Here is a 15,004-nt window from a genome sequence, read left to right as displayed (position 1 = left end):
TTGTTGCGGAGTCGGGGTTGGTCCGCAACAAGTTCCATCTTAATTGTCTTCGCTGATTATGCTGAACGGCATTTTTGAATTGGCTGCATTACTAGGCCGACAACTGGCGGCGCGTCATTGGCGGCTGGCCTTGGCCGAGTCCTGCACCGGTGGAGGTATCGCGCAAGCGGTTACCGATGTGCCGGGCAGTTCGGCCTGGTTCGATCGTGGTTTTGTGACTTACAGCAATGCGGCCAAAGTCGAAATGTTGGCCGTGCAACAGTCGACTTTGGATAGCGTGGGGGCGGTAAGCCGTGAAACCGCGCTGGAAATGGCGGCTGGCGCATTGGCGCATAGTCATGCGGATCTGGTTTTCGCGGTAACCGGAATTGCCGGCCCGGATGGCGGTAGTATCGACAAGCCGGTAGGTACGGTGTTCATTGCCTGGCAACAACGAGGCCATACTGGCTACTGTGCCTTGCGGCAGTTTTCCGGCGATCGCCTGGCGGTGCGGAGACAAGTCATCGCATTCTGCCTGCAACAGGCATTGGAAGTGATGGCAAAAGCGTAATTTCGGAATTGCCAATTGGTTATTCACAATGGCGACTTATTCATTACATAGCTGAATTTATAGCCAAAAAGGGTTTAGTCCACCGGGGCCAATTGCGCTAAAATGCAGCCTCTGTTCACTTTGCGGATGTTTACGCCATGTTGAAAAAAAATTTGCTTAAGCTCGGTGCCTTGTTATTACTAAGCGCCTGCGCCACTAGTCCTACTGGTAGGACCCAGTTTATTTACATGCCTGACAATCAAGTTGATCAAATGGGCTTGCAGGCTTTCAATAGCATGAAAAGCAAGGAACCAGTCAGCCGTGATCCTCGGCAAAATCAGTTTGCCCAGTGCGTGGCTTATGCCCTTACGCGGGAAACCGGCGGCCAATGGGAAGTGGTGGTGTTTCAGGACGAAAGCTTGAATGCGTTTGCACTGCCTGGCAACAAAATCGGCGTGCATACCGGCTTAATCAATCTGGTCGATAACCAGGATCAATTGGCCGCCGTGATCGGTCATGAAATCGGCCATGTGTTGTCTCGACACAGTAACGAAAGATTGTCCCAGGAAACTGCGGTTAGCACCGGTTTGTCGATGGTGCAAGCCGTCACTCAGCCCCAAACCGCGATGGGACAAACCGCGTTGGGTCTGTTGGGCGTTGGTGCTCAATACGGTGTTATATTGCCCTATAGCCGTATCCATGAAACCGAAGCCGACACCATAGGTCTGGATTTAATAGCCCGTGCCGGCTTTGATCCACGCCAAAGCATCAATCTCTGGCTAAAAATGGACAAGGCCGCGCAAGGCGGGCAGCCTATCGAATTTATGTCGACGCACCCTTCCCATGGCAGCCGTATCGACAATTTAAACCAGCGCATGAACAACGCTCTTCAGCTTCAGCAACAAGCTTTGAATGCCGGCAAGCAGCCGCATTGCGCCAAATAATGAACCCGAATTTACCTAAGCTACATCCTTACCCATTTGAAAAACTGGCGACGCTGAAACAAGGCCTCGTGCCGCCGGCCGATAAAACCCACATCGCGCTGTCGATTGGCGAGCCCAAGCATGCCACGCCGCATTTCATTCAGGAGGCGTTATTGCGGCATTTGCACGGCCTAACACAATACCCGACGACCAAGGGGTTGCCGGAACTGCGACAAGCGGTTGCCGACTGGATTTGCCGCCGTTTCCAAATTCCTGTTGGCGGCGTTGATGGCGAAACACAGGTGTTGCCGGTCAACGGTACCCGCGAAGCTTTGTTCTCGTTCGCGCAGGCAGTGGTCGATCCGCGCGACAAGCCTGTGGTGATCATGCCCAACCCCTTTTACCAGATTTACGAAGGCGCGGCCCTGCTGGCTGGCGCCGAGCCGTATTATTTGAATACGTTGGAAGCCGATGGCTATTTGCCGGATTTCGACAGCGTACCTGAAGTGATCTGGCAACGCTGCCAATTGATCTTTATCTGTTCGCCGGGTAATCCGACCGGCACGCTACTGTCGCAAGCCGATCACTTGAAATTGCTGGCGCTGGCCGAAAAGTACGATTTTGTGATCGCCTCCGACGAGTGCTATACCGAACTGTACGACGACGAGGCCAATCCGCCGCAAGGCCTTCTGCAAAGTGCTTATCAAGCCGGCAACAGCGATTTCAAGCGTTGCGTGATTTTCCAAAGCCTGTCCAAACGCTCCAACTCGCCGGGCCTGCGCTCCGGCTTCGTGGCCGGCGACGCCGAGGTGTTGAAACAATATTTCAAGTACCGCACCTATCACGGTTGCCCGATGCCGGTACCAACCCAGCACGCCAGCATTGCCGCCTGGAACGACGAGGAACACGTCAAGCACAACCGCCAGTTGTACCGCGACAAGTTCACCTCGTTTATCGAGGTTTTGCAGGATGTTTGCGAAATTAGCCGGCCTCCGGCCAGTTTTTATATCTGGTTGAAGACAGCTGGTTCAGATACTATTTTTGCTCAACAGTTGTTTGCCCAGCAAAACATCACCGTGCTGCCCGGTAGCTTCCTGTCACGCGACAGCGCTGGCATCAACCCCGGAGCCAACCATGTCCGCATTGCGTTGGTCGCGCCGCAGGAAGAATGTGTCGAGGCCGCGCAACGCATCAAAGCTTTTCTCAATGAAAATACCCCGTAGGCTGCTCTGAACAACGTGAAGTGCATCGGTCGCGAAATCGATGCACCTCCTTGCGTTGGCACATCCTACCTCCGTTAATCTCCAACCCTAAAGAAATACCATGTCGAATCTGGAAACCATCATCAACGACGCCTTCGAAAACCGCGCCGAAATCAGCCCGTCCACCGTCTCCGCCGAAGTCCGCAACGCGGTTGCGGAAGTCCTAAATATGCTCGACAAAGGCGAAGCCCGCGTCGCCGAGAAAAAAGACGGCGACTGGGTCACCAACCAATGGCTGAAAAAAGCCGTGCTGCTGTCGTTCCGCATCAACGAAAACAAGGTCGTCGAAAGCGGCGACGTGCGTTATTACGACAAAGTGCCGACCAAATACGGCCAATACAGCGAAGAAGATTTTGCCAAAGCCGGCGTTCGCGTCGTACCCAATGCGGTTGCCCGTTACGGTTCCTACGTCGCGCCCGGCGCGATTCTGATGCCGTCTTACGTCAACATCGGCGCCTACGTCGACAGCGGCACCATGGTCGACACCTGGGTCACCGTCGGCTCCTGCGCGCAAATCGGTAAAAACGTGCATTTGTCCGGCGGCGTCGGCATCGGCGGCGTACTGGAACCTTTGCAAGCCAACCCGACCATCATCGGCGACAACTGCTTCATCGGCGCCCGCTCCGAGATCGTCGAAGGCGTGATCGTCGAAGACAACTGCGTGGTATCGATGGGCGTCTACATCGGCCAAAGCACCAAGATCTTCAACCGTATGACCGGCGAAGTCAGCTACGGCCGCATCCCTGCCGGTTCGGTGGTCGTCTCCGGCAACCTACCGTCCAAAGACGGCAGCCACAGCCTGTATTGCGCGGTGATCATCAAACAAGTCGATGAAAAAACCCGTAGCAAAACCGGAATTAACGAGTTGTTGCGCGATTGATTTCGGTTGTAAACCTAGTTTTAAATTGACCGGGTACGCTTTAAAGCCTACTCGGTCAATGGCTGACGCCCCACCCGCCAGGGCAATCGCGCTATGTAGCACTTGCCCGATCCTATCGTTTAGTATAGTGATTTGCCCCAAAACGCAGATGTTACCTGATCCAATGCCCTATTTGGCTAATCTTGAAGACCCGCGGCGCGAAACCAAAAACAAGCTGCACAACCTCGGCGATATTGTCATGATTGTATTGTGCGCGGTGTTGAGTGGCATTGAAGACCAGGGCAATCGCGCTATGTAGCACTTGCCCGATCCTATCGTTTAGTATAGTGATTTGCCCCAAAACGCAGATGTTACCTGATCCAATGCCCTATTTGGCTAATCTTGAAGACCCGCGGCGCGAAACCAAAAACAAGCTGCACAACCTCGGCGATATTGTCATGATTGTATTGTGCGCGGTGTTGAGTGGCATTGAAGACTGGGTAGGCATGGAAGAGTTTGCCGAAGAAAAAGAAGATTGGCTTAGGACATTTCTGGCACTACCGAACGGCATTCCCTCGCACGATACCTTGAGCGATGTATTTGGGCGATTGAATCCCAAAGCCTTTGCGGATGCCTTTCAGTGTTGGGTGCGGGCGGCCTTGCCCAGCCTTTCGGGTCAGCAAGTTTGTTTGGATGGTAAAACCCTGCGCGGCAGTCGTGAAGGGGATAAAGCCGTGCATTTGATGAGTGCTTTTGCCGCTGAAGCGCGCTGGGTATTAGCGCAGCAAGCGGTCGGCGAAAAAACTAACGAAATCACGGCCATTCCGGATTTGTTGTCGATGTTGGATATTCAAGGCGCCTTGATCTCGATTGATGCCATGGGCTGCCAAAAAGCCATTGCCCAAACCATCGTCGCGGCGCAAGCCGATTATGTGTTGGCTCTCAAGGATAATCACGCCTTGCTTTGCGAAGACGTTCGACTCTGGCTGGATACGGAAAATGCCCAAAGTCGATTACCCATCCATGAAACGATCGACAAAAGTCACGGGCGCATCGAAATACGCCGCTATAGCTTGAGTACCCAGATTGATTGGTTGACGCAAAAGCCAGACTGGGCCGGACTACAAGCCGTTGGAAGGGTTGAATCAACGCGCATCATCGGCGATAAAACCTCGGTCGAGCATCGTTACTATTTGTGCTCATTTACCGATTTGTCGCGCTTTGCCAAAGGTGTCCGACAACATTGGGCGATTGAAAACTCACAGCACTGGGTGTTGGATGTGCAATTTGGCGAAGACGCCAATCGAGCCAGAACTGATCATTCCGCCGAAAATCTGGCATTGATGCGACGGATGGCCTTGAATCTGCTCAGGAACAACGGTCCAACTAAAGATAGCTTGAAGCGCCGTAAACTGCGGGCCTGTCTAAACGACAACTATCGCTTCAAGTTACTTTTTGGGACAGAAGCTACATAGCGCGATTGCCCTGCATTGAAGACTGGGTAGGCATGGAAGAGTTTGCCGAAGAAAAAGAAGATTGGCTTAGGACATTTCTGGCACTACCGAACGGCATTCCCTCGCACGATACCTTGAGCGATGTATTTGGGCGATTGAATCCCAAAGCCTTTGCGGATGCCTTTCAGTGTTGGGTGCGGGCGGCCTTGCCCAGCCTTTCGGGTCAGCAAGTTTGTTTGGATGGTAAAACCCTGCGCGGCAGTCGTGAAGGGGATAAAGCCGTGCATTTGATGAGTGCTTTTGCCGCTGAAGCGCGCTGGGTATTAGCGCAGCAAGCGGTCGGCGAAAAAACTAACGAAATCACGGCCATTCCGGATTTGTTGTCGATGTTGGATATTCAAGGCGCCTTGATCTCGATTGATGCCATGGGCTGCCAAAAAGCCATTGCCCAAACCATCGTCGCGGCGCAAGCCGATTATGTGTTGGCTCTCAAGGATAATCACGCCTTGCTTTGCGAAGACGTTCGACTCTGGCTGGATACGGAAAATGCCCAAAGTCGATTACCCATCCATGAAACGATCGACAAAAGTCACGGGCGCATCGAAATACGCCGCTATAGCTTGAGTACCCAGATTGATTGGTTGACGCAAAAGCCAGACTGGGCCGGACTACAAGCCGTTGGAAGGGTTGAATCAACGCGCATCATCGGCGATAAAACCTCGGTCGAGCATCGTTACTATTTGTGCTCATTTACCGATTTGTCGCGCTTTGCCAAAGGTGTCCGACAACATTGGGCGATTGAAAACTCACAGCACTGGGTGTTGGATGTGCAATTTGGCGAAGACGCCAATCGAGCCAGAACTGATCATTCCGCCGAAAATCTGGCATTGATGCGACGGATGGCCTTGAATCTGCTCAGGAACAACGGTCCAACTAAAGATAGCTTGAAGCGCCGTAAACTGCGGGCCTGTCTAAACGACAACTATCGCTTCAAGTTACTTTTTGGGACAGAAGCTACATAGCGCGATTGCCCTGCCCCACCCGCAACTATCTTTTTAGCATCGGGAAATAGTTTTTGTTAAGCCAAACAGCTGAAAAATTTGTGGTTTTAACTGATTTTTCAGTGGTCGTAGTAAAAATATTTGACACGTTAAAGTTCGAAGGGTAATATAGGCAGCTCAATCACGAGACATTGTCTCTGTCTTGAAATAGAAGGTCAAATTCGGGGTATAGCGCAGTCTGGTAGCGCGTCTGCTTTGGGAGCAGAATGTCGGGAGTTCGAATCTCTCTACCCCGACCAAGATTTGCGCTTGTAGCTCAGCTGGATAGAGCATCGGCCTTCTAAGCCGAGGGTCGCAGGTTCGAGTCCTGCCAAGCGTGCCAATCACAAAAATTCATTATGGTGAGCGTAGCTCAGTTGGTAGAGTCCCGGATTGTGATTCCGGTTGTCGTGGGTTCGAGCCCCATCGTTCACCCCAATAAATTCAATAACTTAACCTAAGTTAATTGAATTCTCCTTTGTAACTATGCCCAAAAATTTGCCTATATTGGCGGCATGATGTGCCAGATGCTCTGGCGCCAAATGCGCATAGCGTGAGACCATCTTGTAATCAGACCAACCACCCAACTCCTGAAGCACATTTAACGGCGCTCCCGCATTGGACATGCCAATCCGTCGACAACAGAAACGCGGCCGTCCAGCTCTCCTTTTATTAGGCTGAATTAAAATTCACCGGTCAGCCCATCACGCACCATGATGTACGCAGGCACTTCCATATCAATGTAATCGCTATCCGAAGCTGCCATACTAGTGATGCGCCACTGGCCAACAACACACGTTTCCGTTTTTTCACGACTCTTCAACCAATCCGTATTCAACAAACAATGCGTCGAAATCCTCTCCGACACCCCAACCAAACACTCTGACCTTGCTGTCGCACTTTATAGGAATGGGGTACGCTGCGCTTCCGGGAGCGCAAGTACATATTTAAGCGCCTGTTCGAACATCCGGACCAACGCATCGAAAAAAGCCTTCGTCATCCATGCCTCAGTAGCCTAGAAAATCGAATACTTCCTCACAATAAATAGGGTCAATTCCGGCAGGATGGCCCACTGTGTGGATTCCAGCGATCGTGAACACGTTAAAGAACGGAAGTTCTGGAAGGTTGATTTTTACCTCATCTGTTCACGATGGGTCAAATGGGTTTAGTTTTTCGCATGGATTCTCCTTTGAGTTCGAGGCGGTGACTGCCGTGGATAATGCGGTCCAGGATGGCATCGGCCAGCGTGGGATCGTTGAGATAGGTGTGCCAATGATCAATGGGTAGGTCTTGCACGAGGCCAATCAGACTAGCTCGATTAAGATCAGCCAGCTTAGCTTTGACGTCACCCTAAGAGGCTGAATTTTTCTTGGTGCTCACTCCATAATCTCCAGCGGGGTTTTGGACATAAAAAAGGGCCTGGAGAATTTCCAAGCCCTTGTATTTGGTGGTGGTGTCGACTCCCGAAACAAACCGCGTCTACTCTGCTATTTCAGGTGGATGCAGGCTGTTGCGGGTTCGTTAGGGAAGTGATTTTGACAGCCTTTTGAAACTCCAGAAACCCGCTGTTTTTCACTCAGGTTTGCTGACAATTTGACAATAAGTTCAATTCCCGATTCCGCAATTGAACCGGGGTTCAATGCTTAACACGCAATGCTCTGAAATCTAGCTATAACCAAAACAACACCCATTAACACCCAATTAACAAAATTACTTGACCCAGCGCCGCGCGTCTTTAAGCAATAACAGCAGCTGTTGTTCTTGTAAAGGAGAGGCAATAAACCCAAAACGTCTGTAAAAACGGGCAGCCTCATCATCAATCGGGTGCGTTAACATTGCCCGGATACCTGCTTGCTCAGCAATCAGCAGTGATCTTCGAATAGCATCCTGCAACAATCCGATGCCGATACCGCGCCCTTGATGATCTTTGGAAACCGCCAAACGAGCAAGAATTGCAACTGGGATGGGGTACTGGGCCATTCCTTTGCGAATGCGTTCAGGGGCGTCCAACGTGTCGATCTGACCAACAGTCAAACTGAAATAGCCAATGACTCGTTGAGAATCATCTGCGACAACAAAGGTCTTGGCCGAACCTGCGCCCTGCGCTTGCCTCGCGTGACGAGTCAGCCATTCGTTTAGTGCAGGTTTTCCGCAGTCAAACGAATCAAGGTAGTGGGGTGTCCCAAGTGATTCAGGGCTATGATGATTCATGGTTTCCATCCGAATCTTTACAAGTTATCCCAATCCGGCACAAACTGTAATGGTCAACAAAAACCGGACACCACTTCAGGCAGCGTTTCTATAAAATTCCCGTTCGAATTCGAGCGGGGATAGATAGCCCAATGTTGAGTGTGATCGGCGGCCGTTGTAAAAAGCCAAATAATCGATCACGCTCAGTTTTGCCGCTTCTTGGGTTTTGAATTTTTCGTAGTTGAGTTGCTCATGCTTCAAACTGCGAAAAAATCGTTCGGTTGGGGAGTTGTCCCAACAGTTGCCTTTGCGGCTCATACTCTGTTCCATCTTCATCACCGCCAAATGTTGACGGTATTCACGACTCGCATACTGGCTGCCACGATCCGAGTGATGCAGCAAACCGGGTGGCGGCTTACGACGCCAGAAGGCCATTTGCAAGGCCTGCACGCAGAGCGAGGTGCGCATGTGATCGTCAATCGCCCAGCCCACCACTTGGCGGGAAAACAGATCGATCACTACCGCGACATACAGCCAACCTTGCAGGGTCCACACGTAGGTAATATCGGTCGTCCATACTTGATTAGGCTTAGCCACTTGGAATTGCCGATCTAACCGGTTGGGCGAAATGGCCTCGCTATGATTACTGTCGGTCGTGACTTTAAAGCGCTTGGGATAGCGAACCTGCAATTTTAAATCGCGCATGATGCGCCGCATTTTAAAACGCCCAACGGTAAAGCCTTGTTTTTGCAATCGATCCGCTAAACGACGCGAACCAAAGCACTGCTTATTGTCGATGAAAATCTGCCTCGCCTTTTCAGAAACGCTTTGATCTTGTTGATCTTTGTCGCGTTCTTGCGGGGCCTTTAACCATTCATAATACGCACTGGTGCTCATCTGCATCACTCGACAAAGCGCGGTCACTGGATACGTGATGTGGCTACACTAAACCGGACACACTTTTTAAAATAATCTAAAAAAGCGTGAATCCAAAATGAGCCAAGAAAAACCCAATACCTATACAGCCGAATTCAGAGCCTCAGCCGTCAAGTTGGCGAATGAATCCGATAAACCGATCAGCCAGGTAGCCCAGGATCTTGGCATTAACGTCAATACCTTGCATACCTGGATAGGAAAATACAGTCGCCCCAAAGACAGCAATAAAGCGGTCCGTACCGATGAACATCTGTACGATGAACTCAAGCGCCTTAAGAAGGAAGTGGCCCGATTGACCGAGGAGCGCGATTTACTAAAAAAGGCAGCGGCGTACTTCGCCAAGGAACAAAGATGAAGTACGCCTGGATCAAGCAGCATGCAGAGGACTTTGCGGTAGATACCCTGTGCCGGTTCATGAGGGTATCCCGAAGCGCCTACTACGACTGGCTGAAGCAAGGCCCCTCTGCGGGCGAACAAGACGATGCCGCCCTATCCGAGATGATCCAAAGCACCTTTGGCAAAAGCCGGGCAACCTACGGTACGCGCCGTCTCAAAGCCGCCTTATCCGCTCAGAACCGAACCGTCAGCCGCCGCCGTATCGGTCGTTTGATGCGAGAAGCGGGGTTGGCCTGTAAAACCAAGCGCAAATTCAAAGCCACGACGAATTCGAAGCATCATCAACCGGTTGCGTCCAATCACCTGGATCGGCAATTTGCCGTGGAAAAGCCCAATCAAGTCTATGCCGGCGACACCACCTATATCCATACGCAGGAGGGCTGGCTGTATCTGGCCGTGGTGATTGATCTCTATTCCCGGCAAGTCGTGGGCTGGTCTATGGCCGAACATATGCGGACCAAACTGGTGAACGATGCGCTACTGATGGCGGTTTGGAAGCGCAAGCCCGAGAAAGGCTTGCTATGGCATACCGATCGCGGCAGCCAATATGCATCGGACAGCCATCGAGCCTTATTAACGCAACACGGCATCCGGCAAAGCATGAGTCGTAAGGGAAACTGCTGGGATAATGCCGTCTCGGAAAGTTTCTTTCATACCCTGAAAACCGAGTTGATACATCACCAGACCTATCGAACCCGATCCGAGGCCAGGCAGGCCGTATTCGAATATATCGAAGTGTTTTATAACCGCGAGCGACTTCATTCCGCCAATGGCTACCTGTCGCCCGTTGACTACGAATTGCAGCTTAAAGCTGCTTAGCTGTGTGTCCGGAAAAGTGTTGACACATCAACGTCTTCTGTTGCACCTGAATAAACCCGTACTTTATTCGGCTTCTTTCGCAAAGAAGACGGCGGCCTTTTTTAATATCTCGCGCTCCATTCGCAACTGTTCATTTTCCTTGCGCAAGCGAATCAATTCATCGTGATCCCCTAGGCTCAAGCTTGGCTTTTTCGTCGCCGAGCCATTGGTAGATGGCTTGCTCTCCGCTCGAACCCAGCGTCCCAGGGCACTTAATGATATGCCTAGATGTGCAATGGCTGGTTCTTTGACCAAAGTCTGATAGCTTTCTCTATTAGCCTGACTTATTTGCCCTAAATTATGAACTGCCGAAGATGTCATGGTGTTAACACTGGCAAAAGCGTCTCCTCCATGAGGCGCGGCATTGCTCAGCGCTTTTTTTGCAGCCTCGGCTATTTTTTCAAATTGTGTCAGTGTGTCTTCAGCAATTTTTTCGAAGTTTTGGGTATCTTCCTGAGTGAAATCCATTATTACTCCTTGTCCAATCAAGAACGTTTATCCCAGGGAGCTCGGTGTGTAAACAGATCGCGAAGTCCTTCATTTTCTTGACTGGGGCTGTCTAACAAATCCAAAAAAGCTTCGTATTGACTGCCAGATACCATAAACAAACGCTGGTCTAATAATGTTTGCTCAGCCGCCTGACAGGCGCTGTCAAGAATGAAATCCGTCAGAGATTTGTGTGCTACCTCGGCGGCACGACGCAATACCGCTTCTTGTTCTGGTGTAGCACGCAGTCCCAATCGTGAAGATCGGGTTACGGTAGTGGCAGTAACTGTCATAGTGAAACCTCAAGGAACAAAATACTTATTGCAATGTTAGTACAAATGACGCACGCAGTCTACAGAATTGCAAAGACTTTTAATCTGCTCATGTCTGTTCAACTGTCATTAACCAAGTCAGCGACCCAATAGGTAATAAGGCAGTATTTGTACCAGACTAATCCGTCTTTGATTGTCCGTGATGTGCTCAAGTCAGGAGTTTATGTCTGGAGCCTTTTATGGAGAATAAACAATGTCCTGCCTGCGGCCAACAATTTCTGCCTCGACCACAAAGCCCTCATCAATCTTATTGCTCAGCACCCAGTTGCCAGCGCCAGCGCAAAAAGCAGTGGCAACGTCACAAACTGCAGAATGATCCCGATTATCAGGATAACCAGCGCAGTGCTCAACACACTTGGCTTGAGCGAAATCCAGACTATTGGCGGCAATATCGCAAATCACATCCAAAGTATGCCGAGCGAAATCGAGCTTTGCAACGGGGTCGCAATCGACAAGCGACTGCCAGCGTAATTGCAAAGATGGACGCGTCAACCCAAGACAATTCGCTGCCTTCAGGCATCTATCTGATGTGGCTACACTAAACCGGACACACTTGAAATGGTTTAATGATCCCGGACACTTCAAAAGGCAGACTTTATACTGTCAGCAGAGGTGACCATGACAAACGAGCAAAAACACAAACGGCCCAAATACACAAACGGCCCAAATACAATCTGGAATTTAAGCAAGATGCCGCCAAGCTGGTTCTTGAAAAAGGCTACAGCCAGCAACAAGCGGCCGATCATCTAGGCATATCATTAAGTGCCCTGGGACGCTGGGTTCGAGCGGAGAGCAAGCCATCTACCAATGGCTCGGCGACGAAAAAGCCAAGCTTGAGCCTAGGGGATCACGATGAATTGATTCGCTTGCGCAAGGAAAATGAACAGTTGCGAATGGAGCGCGAGATATTAAAAAAGGCCGCCGTCTTCTTTGCGAAAGAAGCCGAATAAAGTACGGGTTTATTCAGGTGCAACAGAAGACGTATCCAGTGACCGCGCTTTGTCGAGTGATGCAGGTGAGCACCAGTGCGTATTATGAATGGTTAAAGGCCCCGCAAGAACGCGACAAAGATCAACAAGATCAAAGCGTTTCTGAAAAGGCGAGGCAGATTTTCATCGACAATAAGCAGTGCTTTGGTTCGCGTCGTTTAGCGGATCGATTGCAAAAACAAGGCTTTACCGTTGGGCGTTTTAAAATGCGGCGCATCATGCGCGATTTAAAATTGCAGGTTCGCTATCCCAAGCGCTTTAAAGTCACGACCGACAGTAATCATAGCGAGGCCATTTCGCCCAACCGGTTAGATCGGCAATTCCAAGTGGCTAAGCCTAATCAAGTATGGACGACCGATATTACCTACGTGTGGACCCTGCAAGGTTGGCTGTATGTCGCGGTAGTGATCGATCTGTTTTCCCGCCAAGTGGTGGGCTGGGCGATTGACGATCACATGCGCACCTCGCTCTGCGTGCAGGCCTTGCAAATGGCCTTCTGGCGTCGTAAGCCGCCACCCGGTTTGCTGCATCACTCGGATCGTGGCAGCCAGTATGCGAGTCGTGAATACCGTCAACATTTGGCGGTGATGAAGATGGAACAGAGTATGAGCCGCAAAGGCAACTGTTGGGACAACTCCCCAACCGAACGATTTTTTCGCAGTTTGAAGCATGAGCAACTCAACTACGAAAAATTCAAAACCCAAGAAGCGGCAAAACTGAGCGTGATCGATTATTTGGCTTTTTACAACGGCCGCCGATCACACTCAACATTGGGCTATCTATCCCCGCTCGAATTCGAACGGGAATTTTATAGAAACGCTGCCTGAAGTGGTGTCCGGTTTTTGTTGACCATTACATAAACCATTTCAGTTGAGGCGAGTTCTAGGCCTGGCGATACGGTATTGGATACGTTTACCGGATCCGGATCGACTGCATTGGCATGTCGCAACTTATTGCGGTGTTTTATTGGATCTGAGATGGGTGAATCAGAATTCAACGGAGCGGTTACACGTTTGGAAAGTAATTAGATTCCAATCAGCCAACTAAAAAAAAACCAAACACTAGCCCGGCTGAAAATCACTCCTCCTCGCCCGCGCGGTTTTTGCACAAGTTTGGTGCTCTGAAATTTATTTTTGAAGGATTGGTTTGTAGGTGGCGTATGTCCTATGGACTTGCCGTGAACTTTGAATTCGGATTTTGAAAAGAAATGGCGGTTTGCGACATAGCAAACCGCCAATTTACCGCCATTGCCTGAACAATAAAAAATCATTTTCCTTATTATTCAGTAGTTTACTTGGTGGAGGTGGGGGGAATTGAACCCCCGTCCGCAAGCACTCCGCCACAAGCTCTACATGCTTATCCCGCGCTTTTAATTTAACTGTTGACTACCCGTCGGGCCAAGAGGATCAACAGCGATTTCGATTGGATTTAGCGATTCAGGCTCCGAACTAAGCCCTGGCGCGATCTTATGTAATATGATCCCTGAACGCCCCCCGAAGGGAACTCCAGACGCATAAGTACATCTGGTCAGAGAAGTGGTGCAGGTTTTAAGCTGCTAAGGCCACTGAGTAGTTTTCGTCGTTTGCGAATACTTTTTTTCAGTAGGTTTTACGAGCTGTACTGTGCTCGGCATGCACCTGAGGTTTTGCTACCCACGTCGAAGCCATGTCACCCCCAAGAGCCTTTATTCTATCGAATTTCAATAAAAATTGTCATAACTATATTTTAGCGGCTCAAGTCGCTTTTAGTATTTTTAACAAGGGTTTGACGGCGATGGAAAATTTCTGCCGGGCCATTTCGCCAATTATGCCGGTATAGCTGCGTTGTAGGTACAAATCGACACCACAAACCCTGGCGATCATTGAGCAACGGCCACTGATGCCAAAATCACTTCCTTGCAACCGATATGTTAACGGTACGCAGTCATTACGTAATATGGGGCCGGATAGGATTAAATCAATGCGTTGATCAAACATCTCATAATTCAACGAGTCTGGGATCAAATCAAGTGTGGCGAGTAAAATCTTGTCGTCGGTATCTAGGCAGCCGTAGATTAAACACTGACAATGCTGTAAATCCTTTAGCAGCAAACGGGCTAAATCTTGATTTCCAAGTGTGGCTTTATCCGATTGAATAAGCTTTTCCAGCCCGTGAAACTGTTTCATATTGTCAGTGACTATAAATTAAATGCGGTTGTACAGGCTGTACCATGCCAATGCTGACCGATATTTTCAATGTAATAATTTTGCAATTTATCGCTATCGGAGATATTGCCATGAATGATTTGCTGCATCTGGTATGCCCATCCTGCCTAGCCATCAATCGTTTACCCGCTAACCGGCTACGGCAACAGCCGAAATGTGGACAATGCCATCAAGCTCTTTTTAATCTCCGCCCACTGGAATTGACGGCCAACAACTTCGACAAACATGTCAGTCATAACGATATTCCACTGGTAGTCGACTTTTGGGCCGAGTGGTGCGGGCCTTGCAAGATGATGGCTCCGGCTTTTGCGCAGGCCGCGGAACAGTTGGAGCCGAATTTTCGCTTGGCTAAAGTCAATACGGAAACGCAGCAGTCGCTCAGTGCTCGCTACAACATTCGCAGCATTCCGACCTTGATCCTGTTTAAAAATGGCCAAGAGCTGGCTCGCCAATCCGGCGCCATGCGGGCGCTGGATATTGTTGATTGGGCTAGAAGCTGGCTTTGAGCCAGATTGACGCGTGGCAAATGCCTGGCTTACCGACGCA

Annotated in this window: 19 protein-coding genes, 3 tRNA genes, 1 other RNA gene and 1 pseudogene; 15 read left to right on the top strand and 9 right to left on the bottom strand. The window is 50.2% G+C overall.

All coding sequences use genetic code 11. From position 1 onward, the window contains the following. The first annotated feature begins 43 nt into the window (after window positions 1-43). From IVG45_RS17720 to IVG45_RS17675, 10 genes are all read left to right on the top strand, one after another. The gene (locus tag IVG45_RS17720; RefSeq protein ID WP_330165369.1) at window positions 44-550 is read left to right on the top strand and encodes a CinA family protein; all 507 of its coding nucleotides are present in this window, start codon (window positions 44-46) and stop codon (window positions 548-550) included. Window positions 551-687: 137 nt separating this feature from the next. Continuing rightward, a complete protein-coding gene (locus IVG45_RS17715; RefSeq protein WP_196435107.1) occupies window positions 688-1,473 on the top strand; it encodes a M48 family metallopeptidase in 786 nt (261 codons plus the stop codon). Then, window positions 1,473-2,675 (top strand): succinyldiaminopimelate transaminase, encoded by a 1,203-nt coding sequence (gene dapC / locus IVG45_RS17710; protein WP_196435106.1) that lies wholly within the window; start codon window positions 1,473-1,475, stop codon window positions 2,673-2,675. Before IVG45_RS17715 ends, dapC begins: the two co-directional genes overlap by 1 nt. 100 nt (window positions 2,676-2,775) lie before the next feature. Then, window positions 2,776-3,594, top strand: a complete 819-nt coding sequence (gene dapD / locus IVG45_RS17705; RefSeq protein WP_196435105.1) for a 2,3,4,5-tetrahydropyridine-2,6-dicarboxylate N-succinyltransferase — start codon at window positions 2,776-2,778, stop codon at window positions 3,592-3,594. Between the two features lie 148 nt (window positions 3,595-3,742). Continuing rightward, entirely contained in the window at window positions 3,743-3,892 is a 150-nt protein-coding gene (locus IVG45_RS17700; protein WP_442923339.1) for a transposase family protein, read from the top strand. 49 nt (window positions 3,893-3,941) lie between these two features. After that, the gene (locus tag IVG45_RS17695) at window positions 3,942-5,048 is read left to right on the top strand and encodes an ISAs1 family transposase (protein ID WP_196435104.1); all 1,107 of its coding nucleotides are present in this window, start codon (window positions 3,942-3,944) and stop codon (window positions 5,046-5,048) included. A 5-nt stretch (window positions 5,049-5,053) separates the two neighbouring features. After that, window positions 5,054-6,049 (top strand): ISAs1 family transposase, encoded by a 996-nt coding sequence (locus tag IVG45_RS17690; RefSeq protein WP_230874635.1) that lies wholly within the window; start codon window positions 5,054-5,056, stop codon window positions 6,047-6,049. A 201-nt stretch (window positions 6,050-6,250) separates the two neighbouring features. Next, window positions 6,251-6,327: transfer RNA gene (locus tag IVG45_RS17685), tRNA-Pro, on the top strand. 6 nt (window positions 6,328-6,333) lie between these two features. Further along, window positions 6,334-6,410, top strand: a tRNA-Arg gene (locus IVG45_RS17680). 19 nt (window positions 6,411-6,429) lie between these two features. Beyond that, window positions 6,430-6,505 (top strand) — tRNA-His (locus IVG45_RS17675). Window positions 6,506-6,519: 14 nt separating this feature from the next. Here IVG45_RS17675 and IVG45_RS22900 read toward each other — a convergent pair. From IVG45_RS22900 to IVG45_RS17655, 4 genes are all read right to left on the bottom strand, one after another. Next, the gene (locus IVG45_RS22900; protein ID WP_196435103.1) at window positions 6,520-6,693 is read right to left on the bottom strand and encodes a tyrosine-type recombinase/integrase; all 174 of its coding nucleotides are present in this window, start codon (window positions 6,691-6,693) and stop codon (window positions 6,520-6,522) included. 529 nt (window positions 6,694-7,222) lie between these two features. Next, entirely contained in the window at window positions 7,223-7,363 is a 141-nt protein-coding gene (locus IVG45_RS17665) for an ATP-binding protein (protein WP_442923338.1), read from the bottom strand. A 414-nt stretch (window positions 7,364-7,777) separates the two neighbouring features. After that, the gene (locus tag IVG45_RS17660; protein ID WP_196435102.1) at window positions 7,778-8,278 is read right to left on the bottom strand and encodes a GNAT family N-acetyltransferase; all 501 of its coding nucleotides are present in this window, start codon (window positions 8,276-8,278) and stop codon (window positions 7,778-7,780) included. Window positions 8,279-8,353: 75 nt separating this feature from the next. Then, window positions 8,354-9,154 carry an IS3 family transposase gene (locus IVG45_RS17655; RefSeq protein WP_196435101.1) on the bottom strand — a complete coding sequence of 267 codons (801 nt, stop codon included), beginning with the start codon at window positions 9,152-9,154 and terminating at the stop codon, window positions 8,354-8,356. A gap of 97 nt (window positions 9,155-9,251) precedes the next feature. On the opposite strand from IVG45_RS17655, the pseudogene IVG45_RS17645 reads away from it, so the two are divergent. Then, window positions 9,252-10,408: pseudogene (locus tag IVG45_RS17645) on the top strand (IS3 family transposase). Between the two features lie 63 nt (window positions 10,409-10,471). On the opposite strand, the gene IVG45_RS23040 reads toward IVG45_RS17645, so the two are convergent. The 3 genes from IVG45_RS23040 to IVG45_RS17630 form a co-directional block, all read right to left on the bottom strand. Then, window positions 10,472-10,915, bottom strand: coding sequence for a hypothetical protein (locus IVG45_RS23040; RefSeq protein WP_196438125.1), 444 nt, complete (start codon window positions 10,913-10,915; stop codon window positions 10,472-10,474). 17 nt (window positions 10,916-10,932) lie between these two features. Continuing rightward, the gene (locus tag IVG45_RS17635; protein WP_196435100.1) at window positions 10,933-11,226 is read right to left on the bottom strand and encodes a type II toxin-antitoxin system TacA family antitoxin; all 294 of its coding nucleotides are present in this window, start codon (window positions 11,224-11,226) and stop codon (window positions 10,933-10,935) included. Window positions 11,227-11,442: 216 nt separating this feature from the next. After that, window positions 11,443-11,742, bottom strand: coding sequence for a hypothetical protein (locus IVG45_RS17630; RefSeq protein WP_196435099.1), 300 nt, complete (start codon window positions 11,740-11,742; stop codon window positions 11,443-11,445). Window positions 11,743-11,831: 89 nt separating this feature from the next. On the opposite strand from IVG45_RS17630, the gene IVG45_RS17625 reads away from it, so the two are divergent. The 3 genes from IVG45_RS17625 (at window position 11,832) to IVG45_RS23035 (ending at window position 13,282) form a co-directional block, all read left to right on the top strand. Beyond that, window positions 11,832-12,215, top strand: coding sequence for a transposase (locus IVG45_RS17625; protein WP_196435098.1), 384 nt, complete (start codon window positions 11,832-11,834; stop codon window positions 12,213-12,215). A 17-nt stretch (window positions 12,216-12,232) separates the two neighbouring features. Next, window positions 12,233-13,081, top strand: a complete 849-nt coding sequence (locus IVG45_RS17620; RefSeq protein ID WP_230874634.1) for an IS3 family transposase — start codon at window positions 12,233-12,235, stop codon at window positions 13,079-13,081. Window positions 13,082-13,156: 75 nt separating this feature from the next. Then, the gene (locus tag IVG45_RS23035; RefSeq protein WP_196435097.1) at window positions 13,157-13,282 is read left to right on the top strand and encodes a DNA methyltransferase; all 126 of its coding nucleotides are present in this window, start codon (window positions 13,157-13,159) and stop codon (window positions 13,280-13,282) included. A 267-nt stretch (window positions 13,283-13,549) separates the two neighbouring features. Here the strand turns inward: IVG45_RS23035 and ssrA are convergent. After that, window positions 13,550-13,930: a transfer-messenger RNA gene (gene ssrA, locus IVG45_RS17610) on the bottom strand. Between the two features lie 57 nt (window positions 13,931-13,987). Next, a complete protein-coding gene (locus tag IVG45_RS17605; protein ID WP_196435096.1) occupies window positions 13,988-14,419 on the bottom strand; it encodes a hypothetical protein in 432 nt (143 codons plus the stop codon). A 110-nt stretch (window positions 14,420-14,529) separates the two neighbouring features. Here IVG45_RS17605 and trxC point away from each other — a divergent pair, with 110 nt between their 5' ends. Further along, on the top strand, window positions 14,530-14,964 hold the full coding sequence (gene trxC, locus IVG45_RS17600; protein WP_196435095.1) for a thioredoxin TrxC: 435 nt from the start codon (window positions 14,530-14,532) through the stop codon (window positions 14,962-14,964). Window positions 14,965-15,004: the final 40 nt, after the last annotated feature.

This window comes from Methylomonas sp. LL1 (genome assembly GCF_015711015.1).
Lineage (GTDB): Bacteria > Pseudomonadota > Gammaproteobacteria > Methylococcales > Methylomonadaceae > Methylomonas.
The sequence above is the reverse complement of the archived record's forward strand: the minus strand, read 5'-3'. Positions and strand labels throughout refer to the sequence as shown.

Excerpts from the sequence above, each read along its gene's own strand:
- IVG45_RS17655 (WP_196435101.1), bottom strand. The coding sequence starts at position 9,154 with ATGAGCACCAGTGCGTATTATGAATGGTTAAAGGCCCCGCAAGAACGC.
- IVG45_RS23040 (WP_196438125.1), bottom strand. The coding sequence starts at position 10,915 with ATGGATTTCACTCAGGAAGATACCCAAAACTTCGAAAAAATTGCTGAA.
- IVG45_RS17605 (WP_196435096.1), bottom strand. The coding sequence starts at position 14,419 with ATGAAACAGTTTCACGGGCTGGAAAAGCTTATTCAATCGGATAAAGCC.
- IVG45_RS17715 (WP_196435107.1), top strand. The coding sequence starts at position 688 with ATGTTGAAAAAAAATTTGCTTAAGCTCGGTGCCTTGTTATTACTAAGC.
- trxC (WP_196435095.1), top strand. The coding sequence starts at position 14,530 with ATGAATGATTTGCTGCATCTGGTATGCCCATCCTGCCTAGCCATCAAT.
- IVG45_RS17660 (WP_196435102.1), bottom strand. The coding sequence starts at position 8,278 with ATGAATCATCATAGCCCTGAATCACTTGGGACACCCCACTACCTTGAT.
- IVG45_RS17695 (WP_196435104.1), top strand. The coding sequence starts at position 3,942 with ATGTTACCTGATCCAATGCCCTATTTGGCTAATCTTGAAGACCCGCGG.
- IVG45_RS17625 (WP_196435098.1), top strand. The coding sequence starts at position 11,832 with ATGATCCCGGACACTTCAAAAGGCAGACTTTATACTGTCAGCAGAGGT.
- dapC (WP_196435106.1), top strand. The coding sequence starts at position 1,473 with ATGAACCCGAATTTACCTAAGCTACATCCTTACCCATTTGAAAAACTG.
- IVG45_RS17700 (WP_442923339.1), top strand. The coding sequence starts at position 3,743 with ATGTTACCTGATCCAATGCCCTATTTGGCTAATCTTGAAGACCCGCGG.
- IVG45_RS17635 (WP_196435100.1), bottom strand. The coding sequence starts at position 11,226 with ATGACAGTTACTGCCACTACCGTAACCCGATCTTCACGATTGGGACTG.
- dapD (WP_196435105.1), top strand. The coding sequence starts at position 2,776 with ATGTCGAATCTGGAAACCATCATCAACGACGCCTTCGAAAACCGCGCC.
- IVG45_RS22900 (WP_196435103.1), bottom strand. The coding sequence starts at position 6,693 with ATGTCCAATGCGGGAGCGCCGTTAAATGTGCTTCAGGAGTTGGGTGGT.